The organism is Mycobacterium dioxanotrophicus, assembly GCF_002157835.1.
GTDB classification, from domain to species: Bacteria; Actinomycetota; Actinomycetes; order Mycobacteriales; family Mycobacteriaceae; genus Mycobacterium; species Mycobacterium dioxanotrophicus.
The window spans coordinates 1,807,211-1,823,062 of sequence record NZ_CP020809.1 but is presented as its reverse complement, the minus strand read 5'-3'; the positions used below and the strand labels follow the sequence as shown (position 1 = coordinate 1,823,062).

16 protein-coding genes and 2 pseudogenes are annotated in these 15,852 nt (G+C 68.3%); 13 read left to right on the top strand and 5 right to left on the bottom strand.

The features are described from left to right. Positions 1-178: 178 nt before the first annotated feature. On the bottom strand, positions 179-571 hold the full coding sequence (locus BTO20_RS08815) for a (deoxy)nucleoside triphosphate pyrophosphohydrolase (protein WP_087075079.1): 393 nt from the start codon (positions 569-571) through the stop codon (positions 179-181). A 27-nt stretch (positions 572-598) separates the two neighbouring features. Between BTO20_RS08815 and BTO20_RS08810 the strand changes: the two genes are divergently transcribed. Continuing rightward, a complete protein-coding gene (locus BTO20_RS08810; RefSeq protein ID WP_062830682.1) occupies positions 599-883 on the top strand; it encodes a 4a-hydroxytetrahydrobiopterin dehydratase in 285 nt (94 codons plus the stop codon). Here the strand turns inward: BTO20_RS08810 and BTO20_RS08805 are convergent. Further along, entirely contained in the window at positions 828-2,021 is a 1,194-nt protein-coding gene (locus tag BTO20_RS08805) for a mannosyltransferase (RefSeq protein ID WP_087075077.1), read from the bottom strand. The two genes, BTO20_RS08810 and BTO20_RS08805, sit on opposite strands and share 56 nt — an antisense overlap. A 277-nt stretch (positions 2,022-2,298) precedes the next feature. Here BTO20_RS08805 and BTO20_RS08800 point away from each other — a divergent pair, with 277 nt between their 5' ends. Then, positions 2,299-2,967 carry a hypothetical protein gene (locus BTO20_RS08800; protein ID WP_087075075.1) on the top strand — a complete coding sequence of 223 codons (669 nt, stop codon included), beginning with the start codon at positions 2,299-2,301 and terminating at the stop codon, positions 2,965-2,967. Positions 2,968-3,010: 43 nt separating this feature from the next. Continuing rightward, a pseudogene (locus BTO20_RS08795) lies at positions 3,011-4,112 on the top strand (Rv1157c family protein). Between the two features lie 88 nt (positions 4,113-4,200). Here the strand turns inward: BTO20_RS08795 and BTO20_RS08790 are convergent. After that, entirely contained in the window at positions 4,201-4,350 is a 150-nt protein-coding gene (locus tag BTO20_RS08790) for a DUF1059 domain-containing protein (RefSeq protein WP_063827611.1), read from the bottom strand. A 35-nt stretch (positions 4,351-4,385) separates the two neighbouring features. Between BTO20_RS08790 and BTO20_RS08785 the strand changes: the two genes are divergently transcribed. Further along, complete coding sequence (locus tag BTO20_RS08785; protein ID WP_087075073.1) at positions 4,386-5,048, top strand: nitroreductase family protein; 663 nt, start codon at positions 4,386-4,388, stop codon at positions 5,046-5,048. Here BTO20_RS08785 and BTO20_RS08780 read toward each other — a convergent pair. Then, a complete protein-coding gene (locus tag BTO20_RS08780) occupies positions 5,043-5,831 on the bottom strand; it encodes an alpha/beta hydrolase (protein WP_087081830.1) in 789 nt (262 codons plus the stop codon). The genes BTO20_RS08785 and BTO20_RS08780 overlap by 6 nt on opposite strands. A gap of 66 nt (positions 5,832-5,897) precedes the next feature. Further along, positions 5,898-6,476, bottom strand: coding sequence for an HhH-GPD-type base excision DNA repair protein (locus BTO20_RS08775; RefSeq protein ID WP_087075071.1), 579 nt, complete (start codon positions 6,474-6,476; stop codon positions 5,898-5,900). Between the two features lie 98 nt (positions 6,477-6,574). Here BTO20_RS08775 and BTO20_RS08770 point away from each other — a divergent pair, with 98 nt between their 5' ends. The 9 genes and pseudogenes from BTO20_RS08770 to BTO20_RS08730 all read left to right on the top strand — a co-directional run bounded on the left by BTO20_RS08770 (position 6,575) and on the right by BTO20_RS08730 (position 15,831). After that, positions 6,575-6,877: a DUF732 domain-containing protein gene (locus BTO20_RS08770; protein WP_198344303.1), complete on the top strand. Its 303-nt coding sequence runs from the start codon at positions 6,575-6,577 to the stop codon at positions 6,875-6,877. Between the two features lie 42 nt (positions 6,878-6,919). After that, positions 6,920-8,101 (top strand): sensor histidine kinase, encoded by a 1,182-nt coding sequence (locus BTO20_RS08765; RefSeq protein WP_087075069.1) that lies wholly within the window; start codon positions 6,920-6,922, stop codon positions 8,099-8,101. Continuing rightward, positions 8,098-8,881: pseudogene (locus tag BTO20_RS08760) on the top strand (LytR/AlgR family response regulator transcription factor). Before BTO20_RS08765 ends, BTO20_RS08760 begins: the two are co-directional and overlap by 4 nt. After that, entirely contained in the window at positions 8,874-9,242 is a 369-nt protein-coding gene (locus tag BTO20_RS08755) for a hypothetical protein (RefSeq protein ID WP_198344302.1), read from the top strand. Before BTO20_RS08760 ends, BTO20_RS08755 begins: the two are co-directional and overlap by 8 nt. Continuing rightward, positions 9,239-10,969: a sodium/solute symporter gene (locus BTO20_RS08750; protein ID WP_087075067.1), complete on the top strand. Its 1,731-nt coding sequence runs from the start codon at positions 9,239-9,241 to the stop codon at positions 10,967-10,969. Before BTO20_RS08755 ends, BTO20_RS08750 begins: the two co-directional genes overlap by 4 nt. A 223-nt stretch (positions 10,970-11,192) precedes the next feature. Next, entirely contained in the window at positions 11,193-11,540 is a 348-nt protein-coding gene (locus BTO20_RS08745; RefSeq protein WP_087075065.1) for a DUF485 domain-containing protein, read from the top strand. Continuing rightward, positions 11,537-13,168: a solute symporter family protein gene (locus BTO20_RS08740; protein ID WP_087075063.1), complete on the top strand. Its 1,632-nt coding sequence runs from the start codon at positions 11,537-11,539 to the stop codon at positions 13,166-13,168. The genes BTO20_RS08745 and BTO20_RS08740 overlap by 4 nt, the downstream gene beginning before the upstream one ends. 66 nt (positions 13,169-13,234) lie before the next feature. After that, the gene (locus BTO20_RS08735; protein WP_087075061.1) at positions 13,235-14,458 is read left to right on the top strand and encodes an MFS transporter; all 1,224 of its coding nucleotides are present in this window, start codon (positions 13,235-13,237) and stop codon (positions 14,456-14,458) included. Positions 14,459-14,493: 35 nt separating this feature from the next. Further along, positions 14,494-15,831 carry an acyltransferase family protein gene (locus tag BTO20_RS08730; RefSeq protein WP_087075059.1) on the top strand — a complete coding sequence of 446 codons (1,338 nt, stop codon included), beginning with the start codon at positions 14,494-14,496 and terminating at the stop codon, positions 15,829-15,831. The last annotated feature ends 21 nt before the right edge of the window (positions 15,832-15,852 follow it).

The window sequence follows — 15,852 nt, the reverse complement described above, 5'->3', positions numbered from 1 at the left end:
CTTCACCTGCGATCGTCGCAGCTGCCAGGGTCTTTAGTCCCGGGATTGGGAGAAATTTCCCTCTGGTGTCAATTGATCTTTGCTTTGCGATGCCCCGAACACGCACCCATGTCGTTGTGGCGCAACAACAATTCGGTCGCCCGCGGTTTGCCTCCAGCAAATCCGGCGCGACCGCCGGTCATTCGGAGCGCATCGCCGCGGCCAAATCGTCGACCCAGGCGCGGTCAGCCGGAACCCAGTCGAGGCCGCGCAGATCGTCGACGGTGACCCAGCGCAGCGCGCGATGGTCATGCGGCCGAGGACTGCCCGCGGTCAGCGCGACACGGTACGCCCGCAACGTCATGGTGGCGTTCAGTGTGACGTCGACGCCGATGCGCGCGCCGACCCTGACCTCGACGCCGAGTTCCTCGTGCAACTCGCGGGCGAGCGCGGCGCCGTCGTCCTCCCCCGGTGCGACCTTGCCGCCGGGCAGTTCCCACAACCCGGCCAGCTCCGCCGGGCGGTCACGCTGGGCGACCAGCAGCGCACCCTGCGAGATCAACGCCCCTGCCACGACGATCTGCTCATCCATCGCGCCCGACGGTATACGGTCGAAGACATGGCTGTGTTAACGAACGACCAGGTTGACGCCGCACTCGTCGATCTGCCGAACTGGGAACGTGCGGCAGGCGCACTGCGCCGATCGGTCAAATTTCCGGCATTTCTCGACGGTATCGACGCGGTGCGCCGCGTCGCGGAGTTCGCCGAACAGAAGGACCATCATCCCGATATCGACATCCGTTGGCGGACAGTCACCTTCGCATTGGTGACACATTCCGCCGGCGGCATCACCGAGAAGGACGTCGAGATGGCAGGCGAAATCGACCGGATCCTGGGCCTGTAGTCGCGATCCAGCCCAACGTCGCCAACGTCGCGACGATGTAGATCAGGCCCGCCCAGGCCAGGTACCACGGCCGGCTGATCTCCCAGATCGTCGGCTGCGCGAAGCTCAGCAGCCACGGCACGCCGATCAGCGTCAGACCCAGCCAGCCCCACCCCAGGATCTGCGCGCCGCGCCGGTCCCGCAGCGAACCGTGCAGCAGCCACATGATCAGCGGTAGCAGCCAGACCCAGTGGTGCGTCCACGAGATCGGTGACAGCAGCAGGCCGAACAGGCTGACGATGATGATGGCGCCGAGCCGGTCACCGTCGCTGCCGCCGATGGCCCGCCACGCGAGCAACGCCAGTACGGCGGTCACCGCGATGCCGATCAGCACCGCCGGGCCATACCCAGCGTCGTGGCCCAGGATGCGCGATATCCCACCGCGCCACGACTGGTTGAACACCGTCCCGATCGGTCCGACCCGGCGGGCGTCACCGAGCAGATCGGTGAAGTAGTACCTGGCCTGATCACCGACGACCACCAGTGACAGCACCACCGTGCCGAAGAACACGACCGCCGAGAACACGACGGTGGCCCAGCGTCTCGCGCCGACGAAGTACAAGCCCGAGACGGCCGGGATCAGCTTGACCCCGGCAGCCAAGCCGACCAGCAGACCGGACACCCACCATCGGTTGGAGTACACCGCGTAGATCACCGCGAGCGTGAGGATGACGTTGATCTGCCCGTAGTCGAATGTGCCGCGCAGAGGTTCGATCCAGATGCCGACGGCTGTCCACAGCAAGGCGAGCCGCCGATCGGTGTACCGACCCAGCATTCGCTGGCTGATCCGCACGACCCCGTAGAGCGCGACGATGATGCCGATCTGCCAGAAAAACGCGACCAGGTCGAATGGCAGCAGCTGCAGCGGATAGAACACCATCGCGGCGAACGGTGGATACGTGAACGGCAGCAGGAAGTCGGGTGTCTTGTCGCCGTAGGTGTACTGGTAGAGCGTGCCCGGGTGGTCCAGCGACGCCGCACCGCCGAGATAGACATGCAGGTCGACGAGGTTTGTGCCGTTGGGCACCAGGTAAGAGAAGGCCAGGCGGGCCGCGACGCTCAGCGCCAGCAGTAACCACGCATAGCGGTAAAGCCGCATGTTCGATGCGGCGGGTTCGGTTGTGTCAGGTGTCGTGTCTACCGCCCTGACTCTAGCGTTCGACCTTCCCGGATCTGGGCGACGTGACGGCCGATGCCGGCCCTCGGTGTCGTGGGCCCCGCCGAGCGGTGTTTGCCGACGCGCTGTCGCGTCGGTTCCGGTAACCGATTCCAGTCACTGCCGTAACGGTTGAATAACCGCCACACGTGTCACTTGAGTAACACCAGTAACTCGATAGTTTCGGGCACAGACGTGCAGTCAACCGATTGGGAGAACCATGAAGCTCACCTGGAAAGCACTTTCCACCAGCATGATCGCCGCGGCCGGCGCGGTCCCGGTCGCGTTGGCGCTCAGCGCCACTGCGGCCGCCGATCCGGCCCCGGCACCGGCACCCGCAGTGCCGAACCTGCCGATCGTCAACGAGCTCGCGAGCGTGCCGGCCCTCGCGCCGCAGCTGCTGCAGGGCGTGACGTCGACACTCACCGGAGGAGCGCCCGCCGCCGCACCGGCACCCGCTCCCGCGGCGACCGCATCGGTGACGCTGCCTCAGATGCCGGGCACCGCCCCCGCCGCCGCACCGGCTGCCACCTCGCCGTTGACCTCGCCCCTGCTCCCGTCACCGCTGACGGCACCCGCCGCGCCCGCAGCGGCGGCGCCGGCCGCGACCCCGGCCAACCCGCTGATTCCGTCGGCCGACATCAACATCCCGCAGGTGCCGGGCATGCCCATCCCGCTGCCGCAGAAGGTCAGCATCCCGGGTGACCTGGCCGGGCTGATGCCGGCGGCCAGTTCGGTGGCCAACGTGGCCCCGGCGGCAGCGCACGCGGCAACCGCCACCGCGCCGGCGTTGGCTCCGGTGGCTGCTGCCCCGGCCGCGGCCGCTCCGGCGGTGCCGGGTATCTCGCCTATGGCTCTGGCTCCGCTGCTGACCGCCGGCCTGCCCTGATCACCGACCCGGTCTGACCGTCCGACACGCCCTAGGGAGAGCCATGTCACCGAAAACGTTGTTCGCCACCGCTGCTGCAATCACAGCGTCGGCCGTCGTGCTGCTCGGCAGCGGGATCGCCCACGCTGATCCAGCGCCACTGCCGATCGACGGTGCACAGGCGCCGGGGCTTTCGGCGATCCAGAGCCTGAGCCCCGTCATCCAGCAGGCCGCCGCCGACCCGGCGGGTGCCGCACAACTGCTGATGGCGGCGGCGCAGGCGTTCGCGGCGAACAAGTCGGCGCCCGACGACTCTCGCAACGTCGCGACGGCAGTCAACCACTTCGTCGCCGAGCCTGCCGCCGCGGCACCGGCAGCAGCGGCACCGGCAGCCCACGTGCCCGGCGCGGGCGCCGGTCCGGAGGCACACCTGCCGACGGGCATCGACCCGGCCAATGCGGTCGGCCCGGCCCAGGCGGCCGCGCCACAGGCGGCACCGGCGCCGCCTGCCGCACCGGCTCCCGCTCCCGAGGCCGCACCGGCCCAGCTCCCGCCCCAGCGGCCGCACCCGCGCCGGCTCCCGCTCCGGAGGCAGCACCAGCCCCAGCTCCTGCTCCCGAGGCCGCTCCCGCCCGGCTCCGGCCCCTGAAGCTGCTCCGGCTCCGGCCCCTGCTCCCGACGCAGCGCCGGCCCCGGCACCTGATCCCGCGCCGGCGGCGGCTCCCGCGGCCGCAGCCACCCCGGGATTCGGCCCGGACAGCCCGGTCACGCAGGACTTCATGTACCCGTCGATCAGCAACGGGTGCCTCAAGGACGGCGGAAATGTTCTGGCGACGGCGATTTCGGTGGCCGGTCCCGCCAAGATCCCGACCCCGGGACCCGGCCCGGGCCAGACGGCCTACGTCTTCACCGCGATCGGCACGCCGGGCCCCGCAGCCGACCAGAAGCTACCGCTGAACGTCACCTGGGTGAACCTGACGACGGGCAAGTCTGGCAGCGCGACGCTGACGCCGCGCTCCGACATCAACCCGCAAGGCCCGACGACGCTGACGGCCGTCGCCGACACCGGCTCGGGCAGCATCATCTCGACGATCTTCGGCCAGGTATCGACCACCGAGAAGCAGTGCCAGTTCATGCCCACCATCGGGTCGACGGTGGTGCCCTGACAACATCACGAAAAATGGGGAAACGGAATTCCCGGTCGCCGGCAACCTGCTGGCGGCCGGGAATTTTGTTCGGCCCCTTCAGGACCCGTCAGTACGCCATGAACAGGATCATTTCCCGGTCGTACTCACGGCCCGGATGCGCCTCGGCAAGATGCGCCTGAGCCTTCTCGACCAAGTCGTCCTCATCGGTTCCCGTGATCGCCTCGCCGCACGGGCAGTTGAGATGTGTCTTCGCCATATCAACACCATCGCATAGATGAGTTAGATGTAGGCATGGAGATCTACGACGTCATGCGCACCACCGGCGCCACCCGTCAGTTCACCGGCGAACCACTGCCCGATGAAGTCCTGGAACGCATACTGGACAACGCCCGGTTCGCGCCCAGTGGCGGCAACCGGCAGGGCACCCGAGTGGTGGTGATCCGCGATCCGCACACCCGCGAGGCGCTCTCCGACCTCAGCGTGACGGGCGCGCGGCGCTACATCGCGCAGCAACGCAACGGCGAGAATCCTTGGAACCCATTGCATTCCCCCGGTGTGTCCGACGAAGAGATCGCGGGGGTCGAGGTGCCACCCGCGACCCAGCTGCTCGAGGCGTCGGTGGTGCTGGTGGTCTGTGTCGACCTCGGCGTGGTGGCCGCGCTCGACCAGAACCTCGACCGGATCGGCGTGGTGTCCGGGGCGTCGGTGTACCCGTTCGTGTGGAACATCCTGTTGGCGGCCCGCAGTGAAGGCTTCGGCGGTGTGCTGACGACCATGGCGGTGCCCGAGGAGCCGCGGGTGAAGGCGTTGCTCGGCATACCCGAGCAGTTCGCGGTCGCGGCAGTGGTACCCATGGGCAAGCCCGTGCGTCAGTTCACCAAGCTCACCCGTAGGCCGGTCACCGAGATCGCCACCCGCGAGCGCTTCGACGGCGAACCGTTCACGGTGTCATAGTCTGCGCTGCCCCAGCCAGGTGTCGATCCGCTCGGCCACCGCCTTCCAGTCCGGTTCAAGCATCATGTCGTGCCCCATCCCGGCGAAGAACTCGGCTTCGGTGCCGTACGCACGCGCCGTCGCATGCACCTCGTCGCGGGTGAGCATCGCGTCGTCGTCGGCACCCAGGACCAGCAGCGGAGTCGTCACCCGGTTCACCTTGGGAAGCCTCAGGACCAGGGCGTCGACCGTCATTCGCTGGCTCTCCTCGTTGAGCCGGGCCATGTGGCGGCGAACGTCTGATTCGGCGGTCGCGGTGGAGAACAGATGCTCCCGGGCCAACTGAGCAGTGCCGAAGAACCGCAACGATTTTCCGGTGGCCATGCTCTTGGCCATCAGCCACGGGTGCTTACGCGTCATGCGACCAAGGAAGCGCGCGATGCCCTGAGGCGGCACCGACGCCAGCAGCACACCCGCCGGGGCAGCGCGGGATTCCAGATATTTCTGGGTCAGCAGGCCACCCATGGAATGCCCGACGAGCACCGGTTCGGCCCCGAGCGTCGCCGCGACCGACCTGATGTCGGCGACATAGTCGACGAGCGAACAGGTGCGCAGGGATTTGGCAGTCCGGCTCGCTCCGTGGCCGCGGATGCTGAGTGCGGTGGCGCGGTATCCGCGTTCGGCGAAGTAGTCGAGGAAGTACTCGTCCCAACACCACGCTGCGTGCCACGCGCCGTGGACGAACAGCAACGGGGTCGGATGTGGCGGTGTCACATGACCTTTGTCGATGACCTCGAGGTCCATGCCTGGCAGCATGGCTCGGGCCACGCCGACGACCTAGAGTAGGCGCCTACCCGACTTCGCCGGGTATCAGGCCTTGGCAGCCTTGGCTGCCGCTTTCATTTCCTTCTTGTACGTGCGCACCTTCTGCAGCGACCCGGCGTCGACCACATCGGCCACCGACATGTGGGTGCCGGCCTTGCCGTAGTCGCCTGCCGCGGCGCGCCAGCCGCTCGGTGTCACGCCGTACTGCTTGCCGAGCAGCGCCAGGAAGATCCGGGCTTTCTGATCACCGAAACCGGGCAGGCCCTTGAGCCGCCTCAGCACTTCCTTGCCGTCCGGGTCGCCCTCGGTCCACAGCTTGGTCACGTCACCGTCGTACTCGTCGACGATGGCCTGTGCGAGCGCCTGCACCCGCTTGGACATCGACCCCGGAAACCGGTGGATCGCAGGCGTTTCGGAGCAGAGCGCGACGAACGCCTCCGGGTCGTACTCGGCGATCTGGACGGCGTCGACGCCGCCGATGCGGTCCGCGATCTTCTTGGGTCCCGCGAACGCCGTCTCCATCGGGATCTGCTGATCAAGCAGCATGCCGACCAGCAACGCGAACGGATTCTCCTCGAGCAGGGCATCGGCGGCCGGGTCTTGAACGAGCTGCAGTTTCGCCACCTCGCCAGTTTAGGACCACGCGATGCCGGAGTTTTGCAGTCTGTGTCGGTGCAGTGTGCGAACGTGAACGCGATGACCGGTGGATATGCCCATAGGAGATGGACATGAGACGTGTGGTTGCACCTTTGTTCGCAGCGGTGCTTGCCGCTATCGCCTTGGCCGCCACCGCCAATGCCGTACCCGACCAGGGCACGCCGGCTTTCGACGAATACCTGCAAGGGCTCGACCGCAACGGCTACCACCTGAACCCGGACACCGCGTGGCGCGTCGCCCACCAAGCCTGTATCGGCGGTCTACCCGGATACATCGGTTTGGAACTGGCCGCGCAAGGGGTGATCGGCCCCGGCGCGCAGCAGCGAGTGATGGACGTGGCCAGAAAGTACGCCTGCCCGGTTCAGTGATCAGCGGTTTGACCACCTCGTCGGTTTAAGGTTGGCCGCACGATGTCCGGCGAGGTTGCGATAGCGCTGACGTTGGCGCTGACGCTGACGGCAGTGGTCGCGGTCGTGGTCGTGCGTACCCGCCGGGTGGTCGCGACGCCCACCGAGCGCGCGGTACACGCCACGTTGCACACCGCCGCCCAGGCCGCGCGGGCCCTGCGCCGCGGCCTCGACAGCGAATCCGCGCACACCGCCGCGCCGTTTTTGCGCGAGCTCACCGGGGCCGTCGGACTCGCGCTGTATGACGACGACGGTGCCCCACTCTCGCGGGATCCCGACGACGAACCCGTTTGGCCGGCCGATGTGGTCGACAGCTGCACGGCCACCGCCACCGAGTCGATCACCGGCCAGCGGCGAGTGCTCAGAAGCGTGCGCACCACGACGGTCGTCGCGCAGCCGCTGCTGACCGAGGGCGGTGAGGTGCTCGGCGCGCTCGTCGTGATCACCGGCACCACACCCGGCCCCGGCATGCTCGGTGCCGTCGGCGAGGTCGCCAGGTACGCCGCGAGCCAGATCGAACTGGCCGAGCTCGACGCCTCGCGCGCCCGCTTGGACCGCGCCGAGGTGCTCGCGCTGCGCGCCCAGATCAGCCCGCACTTCATCTACAACGCGCTGGGCACCATCGCCTCGTTCGTGCGCACCGATCCCGATCGGGCCCGTGAACTGATCCTGGAGTTCGCCGATTTCACCCGCTACTCGTTCCGCGCGGCCGGGCAGTACACCACGCTGGCCGAGGAACTGCGCAACATCGACCGGTACCTGACGCTGGAGCGCGCCCGCTTCGGGCAGGCACTGACAGTCCGGCTGCAGGTCGCGCCCGAAGTGCTCAGCGTCGTCGTGCCGTTCCTGGCGCTGCAGCCACTGGTCGAGAACGCGGTGCGGCACGGGTTGGCCGGTCAAGGAGGCGGGTCGATCGAAATCGTCGCTCGCGACGAAGGATCGGACTGCGTGATCACCGTCGAGGACGATGGCGCCGGCATGGATCCCGAGACGCTACGGGCCGGGCAGGGCGACGCGCTGGCACACCGCAGCGACGAGTCCGCGCACGTCGGGCTGACCAATGTCGACCATCGGCTGCGGGCCGCGTTCGGCAACGACTACGGTCTGGTGGTCGAAACGGCGATCGGGGCGGGTACGAAGGTCATGATGCGGGTACCGAAGTTCCGCTCAGGAGTCCGCGCGTGAGCCGGCTTCTGACCGTGCTGGCAGTCGACGACGAGGCACCCGCACTCGACGAGCTGGCCTACCTAGCTGGGCCGTCACCCCTGCGTCGGCGACGTGTACACCGCGGGCGACGCCACCTCGGCCCTGCGGGAACTCAACCGGCACCCCATCGAGGCCGTGTTCCTCGACATCAACATGCCGGGGCTCTCGGGCATCGAACTGGCCGGTGTGCTCAGCAATTTCACGAACCGGCCCGCCGTGGTGTTCGTGACCGCGCACGACGACAAGGCCGTGGCGGCGTTCGACGTGGGCGCGGTCGACTATCTGCTCAAACCGATCCGGCAGAACCGACTCGACGAGGCGGTGCGACGCGTCGCCGACGGGGTCGCCGCCACTCGACCGACCGAAACACCGTCGGACGACCAGGACTCCGACGTGATCCCGGCCGAACTCGGCGGCATCACCCAGTTGGTGCGCCGCGACAGCATCAGCTGGGTCGAGGCCGAGGGTGACTATGCCCGGCTGCATGCCGCAACCGGTGCGCATCTGGTGCGAATTCCCTTGAGCACCTTGGAAACTCGGTGGCGAGACCATGGCTTTCAACGCATCCACCGGTCGTATCTGGTCTCGCTGCGGATGGTCACCGGGCTGCGCAATGCCGACGGCGCCGTGCTGGTCCGGCTGCGCGCCAACGGATCCTCCCCCGCCGTGGAGTTGCCGGTCAGCCGGCGCCAAGCCCGCGAGCTTCGCGACCGCGTGGTACGCGATCCGATGCGCAACCTGAAACCGACCGATGAGTGACCGCCCGCAGCGTGAGCGCGTCGTGCTCGCCCACCGGCGCGGTGCCCGCATGGTGCGCACCCGCGTCGAAGTGCAGGAGCAGACCCAGGTCGGCGACGCACTGGTGCGCGGTCTGGTGCGGGCCCAGCTCGGGCTGGCCCTGCGACTGGCCGCCGTCGTCGTGACCGTCGCGGTCGCACTCGTGGTGATCACCGCGACGGTCCCGGAGTTGGCCGCGCACAGCGTGTTCGGCATTCGTCTGAACTGGCTGATCCTGGCAGGCCTGGCCTATCCCCTGCTGTACGGCATCGGGCGGCTCTACGTGCGGCTGGCCGAGCAGGCCGAACGTGACTTCGTCCGCGTCGTCGACAGCGAACCATGACGGGTTCGCCGCTCACCGCTGCCGCGTTGTTGACCGCGGCCGTCGCCACCGTCGCCATCGGCACCTACGGAGTGCGGTTGTCGCGCACCACGTCCGACTTTCTGGTGGCCTCGCGCTCCATCGGCCCACACTGGAACGCCGCCGCGATCTCGGGTGAATACCTCTCGGCGGCATCGTTTCTCGGGGTCGCCGGGCTGATCGCCAAATATGGCGCCGACGCCCTGTGGTATCCGGTCGGCTTCACCGCGGGCTATCTGGGACTGCTGCTGTTCGTCGCGGCACCGCTGCGCCGCTCGGGCGCCTACACGGTTCCCGACTTCGCCGAATTCCGGCTCGGCTCAGCACGATTGCGCAAGCTGGCCATGCTCGTGGTGGTGATGATCTGCGTGTTCTACCTGGCTCCGCAATACCAGGGCGCCGGTCTCGCGTTGAAAACGCTACTGGGAGTACCGGTCTGGATCGGCCCGCTGCTGGTCGGCACGATCGTCATCGCCAACGTGGTGGCAGGCGGCATGCGCTCGATCACCTTCGTGCAGGCCTTCCAGTACTGGCTCAAGCTGACCGCGATCGCCGTCCCGGCGTTGGCCCTGCTGGGGTTGTTCATCGGCGGCGGTGGCGAACTCGGCAGCCCGTTGCCGCCGACCGTGCAGCAGCAGACCACCGTCGCCGTCGACACCGGCGTCGTCGTGCACGTCACCGAACCGGCAGGCATCACCGTGACCGGCACCCTCGACGGACGGCGCGTCGAGGCCGTCGCGATCGGGACCGCGGGCGAGCACACACTCGGCGCCGGCACCACGCTGACCTTGGCGGCCGGCGCCGCAACCCCAGTGGTGGCCGGCGCCCCGAGCACCGGCACAGAATGGATCGCGTCCGGCGGCGGGCTCGGTGGCGGTCATCCGCTCTATCAGGTGATGTCGATCATCGTGGCCACGTTCCTCGGCACCATGGGGCTGCCGCACGTGCTGGTGCGCTTCTACACCAACCCCGACGGCCGGGCGGCCCGGCGTACCGCGCTCGCGGTGATCGCCCTGCTGTGGCTGTTCTATCTGTTCCCCACGCTGCTCGGCGTGTTCGCCCGCTTGTACGTTCCGCAGCTGCTCATCACCGGAACCGCCGACGCGGCGGTGCTGCTGGCGCCCGGCGCCGCGATCGGTGGCGTCGGCGGTCAGCTGCTGGCGGCCCTGGTGGCGGCCGGAGCCATCGCGGCCTTCCTCGCCACGTCGTCAGGACTGCTGGTCAGCATCGCCGGGGCGCTGGCCACCGATGTCCTGCGCGGGCGGGTGCGGGACTTCCGGGTGGCCGCGGTGATCGGCGGGCTGATCCCGATCCCGCTGTCGCTGGTGGTGTCCGGGCTGGAGCTTTCCCGCAGTGTCGGCCTGGCCTTCGCGGTCGCGGCGTCGACGCTGTGCCCGCTGCTGGTACTCGGCATCTGGTGGCGCGGGCTGACCGTGACCGGCGCCGCATCCGGGCTGGTGGTGGGCGGTGGCGTGTGCGGCGGCGCGGTCACGGTGGCCATCGCCGGCGGCGTCGACGAGGACGTGCTCGGTGGCTGGCCTGCCGTCATGGTGGGCTACCCGGCCGCGGTCAGTGTGCCGTTGGCGTTCCTGACGATGGTCATGGTCAGCCGTTTCACCCGGCCCACGCCGAACGTGGCGCAGATTTTCGCGCGCATGCATGTGCCCGAACGCCTCGGCATGGGCGTCGAGCGAGTGCCGCGGGGCTGATTACCCCCGCCTTACCCCTGCCGAGCAGACATTGCGGTACGCCAAACGCGGCGTGTCGCGGACCTGCGTGTCTGCTCGGCGGAAAAGGAGAGGCACCGCTCAACGTGGTTGACCGACCACTCGGCGCACGGACACCCGGCTTCGGCGTATCGCCTCGATTGTGACTCACATCTCATCTAGGTTCGATTCCCAGCTGCCTCACAGACAACCCCAAGGAGCCCCGGTGCCCGAAACCGACCTTCCGCCCCGCGTCGCGCCCAGCGGCGCGCAATTTCTCGCCGCCCAGGCCAGTCCGGAGTTCCAGGAGCTGCGCAGCAGGCTGCGCAGGTTCGTCTTCCCGATGACGGCGTTCTTCCTGCTCTGGTACGGCCTGTACGTCGTACTCGGCGCCTTCGCGCACGACCTCATGGCGACCAAGGTGTTCGGCAATGTCAATGTCGGCTTGCTGCTCGGCCTGGGCCAGTTCGTCACGACGTTCGTCATCACCGGCATCTACGTGCGCTTCGCCAACCGTGAGCTCGATCCCCGGGCCGCGGCGATCCGGGCCGAACTGGAAGGAGACGCCCAGTGACGACGCTGACGGCAGCAGCGGATTCGGTCGGCAACCCGATCGCCAACATCGCCATCTTCGGCGCCTTCGTCGTCATCACGATGTTCGTCGTGATCCGGGCCAGCGGCAACAACCGCTCCGCCGATCAGTTCTTCACCGGCGGCCGGGCCTTTTCCGGCCCGCAGAACGGCATCGCCATCGCCGGGGACTACCTGTCGGCGGCCAGCTTCCTCGGCATCGCCGGGGCCATCGCCGTCTACGGCTACGACGGCTTCCTCTACTCCATCGGCTTTCTCGTGGCCTGGCTCGTGGCGCTGCTGCTGGTCGCCGAACTGCTGCGCAACACCGGCCGATTCACCATGGCCGACGTGCTGAGCTTCCGGCTCAAGCAGCGCCCGGTGCGGCTGGCCGCGGCCACCACGACGCTGACGGTGTCGCTGTTCTACCTGCTGGCCCAGATGGCCGGGGCGGGCGGCCTGGTCGCGCTGCTGCTCAACGTGCACAGCAAGACCGGCCAGTCGCTGGTGATCGCCGTGGTCGGCGTGCTGATGATCGTCTACGTGCTGGTCGGCGGGATGAAGGGCACCACCTGGGTGCAGATCATCAAAGCGGTCCTGCTGATCACGGGCGCCGCGCTGATGACGTTCATGGTGCTGGCGAGGTTCGGGCTGAACTTCTCCGAAATCCTCGGCTCGGCGCAGTCTGCGATCTCCGATGCCACCACCAAGGGCGTCGCCAACCGGGACGTTCTCGCCCCCGGCGCCCAGTACGGCGGGTCGACCACCTCGAAGATCAACTTCCTGTCGCTGGGCCTGGCGCTGGTGTTGGGCACCGCGGGCCTGCCGCACGTGTTGATGCGCTTCTACACCGTGCCCACCGCCAAGGAAGCGCGGCGCTCCGTGGTCTGGGCCATCTCCCTGATCGGCGCGTTCTACCTGTTCACCCTGGTGCTGGGGTACGGCGCCGCAGCGATCGTCGGCCCCGACCGCATCCTGTCCGCCGCAGGCAAGGAGAACTCCGCAGCCCCGCTGCTGGCCCTCGAGCTGGGCGGGGTGGTGCTGCTCGGCATCATCTCCGCGGTGGCCTTCGCGACCATCCTTGCCGTGGTCGCCGGGCTGACCATCACCGCGTCGGCGTCCTTCGCCCACGACGTCTACGCCTCCGTGCTCAAGTCCCACAACGTGACCGAAGAGGAACAGGTACGGGTCTCCCGGATCACGGCGGTGGTCCTCGGCGTCTTCGCGATCGTGCTGGGCATCCTGGCCAACGGGCAGAACATCGCGTTCCTGGTCGCGCTGGCCTTCGCCGTCGCGGCCGCCGCCAACCTGCCGACCATCGTGTACTCGCTGTACTGGCGCCGGTTCAACACCCGCGGCGCGCTGTGGAGCATGTACGGCGGGCTGGTGTCGACCATCGTGCTGATCGTGTTCTCCCCGGCCGTATCGGGTACTCCGAAGGCCATGTTCCCCAACCTGGACTTCGCCTGGTTCCCGTTGGCCAACCCCGGCATCGTGTCCATCCCGCTGGCGTTCCTGCTCGGCGTCGTCGGCACGCTGACCTCGTCGGACCGCGGCAATCCCGAGCTCAACGCCGAAATGGAGGTGCGGTCGCTGACCGGCGTGGGCGCCGAGAAGGCCATCGCACACTGAGGTGATTTCGCCATCCCCGAACCCGTTCGGGGATGGCGAACCGCCTCGGCAACGTTGGACTGCCACATGCCCGACTCCCGGAGCTCCGCCCCACGTAACCGTTCCGTATTCGCGTTCGGCCTACTTGCCTACGCGTTCGCAGCCATCATGGTCGGCACGACGCTGCCCACCCCGATGTATGCCCTGTACGCCGAGCGCATGCATTTCGCGGTGCTCACGACGACGGTCATCTACGCCACCTACGCGGGCGGCGTGCTGTTCGCACTGCTGGTGTTCGGACGGTGGTCTGACGCGGTAGGCCGGCGACCCATGTTGCTGTTCGGTGTGGTGGCCGCCCTGGCCAGCGCGGTGGTGTTCCTCGTCGCCGATTCGGTACCGCAGTTGCTGGTGGGCCGGGTGCTCTCGGGGCTGTCAGCAGGTCTGTTCACCGGCACCGCGACGGCAGCTGTCATCGAGGCCGCCCCGCCGCGTTGGCGCACCCGCGCTGCCACGGTTGCGACGATCGCCAACATCGGCGGCCTGGGCTCGGGTCCGCTGCTGGCGGGGCTGCTGGTGCAGTACGTGCCGCATCCGCTGCAGTTGCCTTTCCTGATCCACATCGTGCTTGCGGTGATGGCCGGCGTCGCGGTCATCGTCGTTCCCGAAACCTCGGAACGCTGCGGCAGCATCGGCGTGCAGCGACTATCCGTTCCGGCCGAGGTGCGCGCAGTGTTCGTCATCGCAGCGCTGGCGGCGTTCGCCGGGTTCGCCGTGATGGGTCTCTACACCGCGGTGGCGCCGTCGTTCCTCGCCAATGTCGTCGGCATCGACAATTACGCGATCGCGGGCGCCATCGCCTGCTCGATCTTCGCCGCGTCCGCCGTCGCGCAGATCGGCGCAACGTTGATCCCGCCGCAGCGTGCGGTCGCGATCGGCTGTGCGGTCCTGGCCGCGGGGATGGCCGTTCTGACTGTCGCGCTGTACTTCTCGTCGCTGACCGGGCTGATCGTCGCGGCCGTGGTGTCGGGCGCGGGTCAGGGCATCAGCTTCAGCCGCGGGCTGGCCGCCGTCGCCGAATTGACGCCGCCCGAACGCCGCGCCGAGGTCAGTTCCACCTACTTCGTCGTCGCCTATGTGGCCATCTCGCTGCCGGTGGTCAGCGAGGGTCTGGCGGCCCGCGTCTGGGGCCTGCGGACCGCGGGCGTGGCCTTCGCCATCGCGATCGGGGTGCTTGCCGTCATCTGTCTGGTGGCCATCCTCTGGCAGGAGTCCCGGCAGGCACGTAACGCCGAATTGAGTGCAATTACCTAGATCTACGCGGCCGTGACGCCCTTAGCGTTACTGCCATGACCAGTGCTGTCGCGACACCGGCCGCCAAAGCCGCATCGCTGTTCCCAACCCCCGCCGAAGTTGAGGCGGCCACCCCGGCCGGCCGTGACCGCGCCATCGACGTCATCCGCATCGTGTCCCTGGTGGGCGTGGTGTTCGGGCACACCGTCATGGCCACCAGCACCATTCGTGACGATGTCTTCATCTGGAGCAACCTGCTCACGGCCTCAACTGTGTTTCAGGCGTTGACCTGGGTGTTCCAGATCATGCCGTTGTTCTTCTTCGCCGGGGTCGCGGCGTCGGTGACGTCTTGGCGCCCCCGTACTCCCTGGGGCGGCTGGCTACTGAAGCGCTGCACGCGGTTGTACCGGCCGGTGTTCCACTACCTGGCGTTCTGGGGCGTGGCGCTGACGGTGCTGCGGTTCGTGCTTCCGGTGCACGTGTATGAGCCGGTCGCCGGCATCTCGATTCAGCTGCTCTGGTTCCTCGGCGCCTATGTGCTGGTGCTCGCCGCTGTGCCGCTGCTGGCCCGGATCACCACGACCGCACAGCTGGCCACCGCCGTGATCGGTACCTATGCGTTCATCGCCGTGATCGACGCGATCCGGATCAACGTCGAGGGTTACGCCACGCTCGGCTACCTCAACACCGTGGTGTGGCTGATCCCCGGCATGTTCGGCGTCGCTTACCGGCGCAACCTGCTGCCCGGCCGGTCGGCGCTGGCGATCGGCATAGGCATGCTCGGCGTGAATCTGGCGCTGCTGGTCTTCGGCCCCTATGAGCTGAGCCTGGTCGGCATCGAGAGCCAGCATCTGAAGAACATGACGCCGCCCTCGCTGCTGCTGGCCGGGCACGCGATCATGATGTGCGCGTTCGCGATTGCCGCGGCACCCGCGATCTCCCGCTGGGCGCAGCGGCCGCGGGTGTGGTGGCTGGCCGCGATCGGCAACTCCGGCGCGATGACGCTGTACCTGTGGCACATGCCGCTGCTGCTGGGCATGCACCTGGTGTTCGACTACCTGGGCTTCGACCGGTACGACCCGTCTTCGGCCGGCTTCGTGGCGCTGTCCGTGCTGCAACTCGCACTCATGGCCGCGGTGGTGGCGATGGCGTTCGTCGCGCTGCGACCGCTGGAGAACTCCCCGCTGCCGCTGTGGGACGGCGGAGCGGTCGACCACCGTGGAACCCGCAGCGCCGCAGTCGGTTTGCTGCTCTGCACCGCGGGTGCGGCCACCCTCACCTCGGTGGCGTGGGGGCTCAAAGACCAGGGCCTGTACTGCGTCGCGGTGATGCTGGCCGCGCTCGTGGTGGCCCGCTGGCTGGCGTCAACGCAGAGGATCGCAGCCACCGGGTGACTGCAACCCTCGGCGTAGGTG